The organism is Wolbachia endosymbiont of Pentidionis agamae, from assembly GCF_036711655.1.
Classification (GTDB): Bacteria; Pseudomonadota; Alphaproteobacteria; order Rickettsiales; family Anaplasmataceae; genus JAZHPY01.
Genome location: NZ_JAZHPY010000105.1, coordinates 1 through 2,851, shown reverse-complemented (window position 1 = coordinate 2,851; position 2,851 = coordinate 1). Strand labels below are relative to the sequence as shown.

2 protein-coding genes are annotated in these 2,851 nt (G+C 33.4%); both read right to left on the bottom strand.

Features of this window, described 5'->3' with window-relative positions:
• Positions 1-29 precede the first annotated feature (29 nt).
• Positions 30-560: a translation initiation factor IF-3 gene (gene infC / locus V6U76_RS05000; RefSeq protein WP_333024029.1), complete on the bottom strand. Its 531-nt coding sequence runs from the start codon at positions 558-560 to the stop codon at positions 30-32.
• Between the two features lies 1 nt (position 561).
• Complete coding sequence (gene thrS, locus V6U76_RS04995; RefSeq protein WP_408647432.1) at positions 562-2,448, bottom strand: threonine--tRNA ligase; 1,887 nt, start codon at positions 2,446-2,448, stop codon at positions 562-564.
• Positions 2,449-2,851: the final 403 nt, after the last annotated feature.

The window sequence follows — 2,851 nt, the reverse complement described above, 5'->3', positions numbered from 1 at the left end:
AAAATTGTGCTATAGCATATTATAAAAAATTAGCCTTTAATTTCCTTTGCACTCAACATTAAGAAAAATTGATTACCTTCTCTTTTAAGCTCTGAATCCACTTTAGCAACATCTTGAACATCATTGATTAGGTTATTTAGCTTTTCTAGCCCAATATCAATGTGTGCAAGCTCTCTTCCTATGAATCTTAATATAACCTTTACTCTATACTTCTTATCAAGAAATGATTTGATTTGTGACACTTTTATCTCGCAGTCATGCTCACTAATGTTAGGACGTAATTTAATTTCCTTTGTAACAATAACTTTTTGTTTCCTCTTCGTCTCCTTTGCTTTCTTTTTTATTTCATATTTATATCTACTAAAATCTAAGATCTTACAAACTGGTGGTCTAGAATCAGGCGCAACCTCAACCAAATTGAGACCCACATTTTGTGCTAGTGCTAAAGCTTGCTCTATTGACACAATACCTTTCATTTCACCATTTTGATCAACTAAGCGTACTTCTTTTGATATAATAAATCTATCAACTCTATTTTTCTTACCCTTGTTAGTTCCCAAATTATAACTCCATTAATTGTAATGATTCTATGGCTCTATCAAGAGCAATAGAATCCTGTTCTTTTTTGCCTAAATACCTTATGGATACAGCTTTGTTCATAATTTCATTTTTTCCTACGATCCATAATATAGGTACCTTACGTAAACTATGCAAGCGTATCTTATAATTAATTTTTTCGTTAGTTAAATCAATTTTAACTCTTATATTTTGTGCTTTCAAAATATTGTTGATTTCCATAGCATATTCATTAGCTTCACTTGTAATTGTAAGAATAACAAGCTGTATAGGAGCAAGCCACATTGGAAACTTTCCAGCATAATGTTCTATCAGAATTCCAATAAAACGCTCAAAAGTTCCAAGAATTGCTCTATGTAACATAACGGCATTGTATTTTTGCCCATCCTTTCCTGTATAACATGCTCCAAGCCGTTCTGGCAATATAAAATCAACCTGCAAAGTACCACATTGCCAATTTCTTCCTATAGCATCCCTAAGGATGAATTCTAGCTTAGGACCATAAAATGCACCTTCACCAGGATTAAGTTCATAACTTAGCCCTGTCTCTTTCACAGCTTCAAGTAATGCCTTTTCTGCTTTTTCCCACACAATATCTGTTCCTGCTCTCACATGTGGACGATCTGAAAACTTTACAAAAACTTCGTAAAATCCAAGTTCTGAATATACCTCTTTTAAAAGTTTACAAAACTTCACAGTTTCAGTATTAATTTGTTCTTCTGTGCAGAAAATATGTGCATCATCTTGCACAAAGCCACGCACTCTCATTAAGCCATGTAACGATCCAGAACTTTCACTTCTATGACACATACCGAATTCCGCCATTCGTATCGGTAAATCACGGTAACTTCTGATATGAGAATTGAAAATTTGTACATGACAAGGACAATTCATAGGTTTAATAGCTACTTTAGATTCATCAACAACAAACATATTATCACGAAACTTATCCCAATGTCCTGACCTTTCCCATAACTCTTTACTAACTAAAATTGGAGTCTTTACTTCAGTATAGCCATTGTCTATTAATTTTTTTCTAATATATGATTCAAGAATTTTATACAGATTATATCCTTGTTCATGCCAAAAAACTTGACCAACAGCTTCCTCTTGAATATGGAACAAATCCATGTCTTTAGCAATTTTACGATGATCACGTCTTTCTGCTTCCTCAAGTCTTGTTAGGTAAACATTTAATTCGTCTTTATTTCTCCATGCTGTGCCATATATTCTTTGTAACATTGGGCCGTTTGAGTTGCCACGCCAATATGCTCCTGCTATTTTTGTCAACTTGAATGCTTTTACGAAACCTGTTGATGGAGAATGCGGACCTCTACAAAGATCAACAAAATCACCTTGCCTATAAATAGTTAGAGTTTGATCTTCTGGTATGGATGATATAATTTCGACCTTATACTTTTCACCAATGCTGTTAAAAAAATCAATTACTTGTGCACGGCTCCAAGTTTCTCGTACAAATCTGTAATTACTTTTTATAATTTCCTTCATTCTTTTTTCTATTACATTAAGATCATCTGGAATGAAAGCACGATCCGTAGCAAAATCATAATAGAATCCATCCTGAATTGTTGGTCCAATTGCAACCTGTACATTAGGGAAAAGATCTTTTACCGCCTGTGCCATAATATGCGCAGTATCATGCCTAATTATATCTAACCCTAATTCATCATTAACTTTGATTACTTCTACGCTAGCGTCACATTCAATTTTACGTGAAAGATCAAACAACTCATCATTGACTTTTAGTGCAACTACTTCTTTTAAGATATCAGGATGCAGTACATCAAAACCTGTAACTTCATTACCATATTCTTCAATGCGATCTTCACGTAGAAAAATAACCTTTATCACAGCTTATTAGGTATGTATTTCACTAAAAACAAGACAGCTCTCCTTAATGTTCATGGGAAGGAAGTATAAACTATATTAATAAGCCTTTTAAAGAACTTTTTCAATAGTGCATTTTATATGTTTAGAAAAAATATGACCGAGTTGCATAACTGTACAAAAGGTTATAGAAGCAGAGTAAAGAGGTCTACTGAGATATGAAAAACAAGCAGGCTCAAAGGAGAGAAGTTTAATGTTGGACATATTTTCATGAAAGCTGACTGTTACAGAAATATTCAATGGATAGAAGATACTTTTTTGAACGATAGAAAGCACGATTTTTGAGTCTTCAAAGATATTGAGAAACCCCAATTATGGATTACGTTGTAAAGTAAACCTTGGAAATAGAGGGCTTTTGTGACTGCAT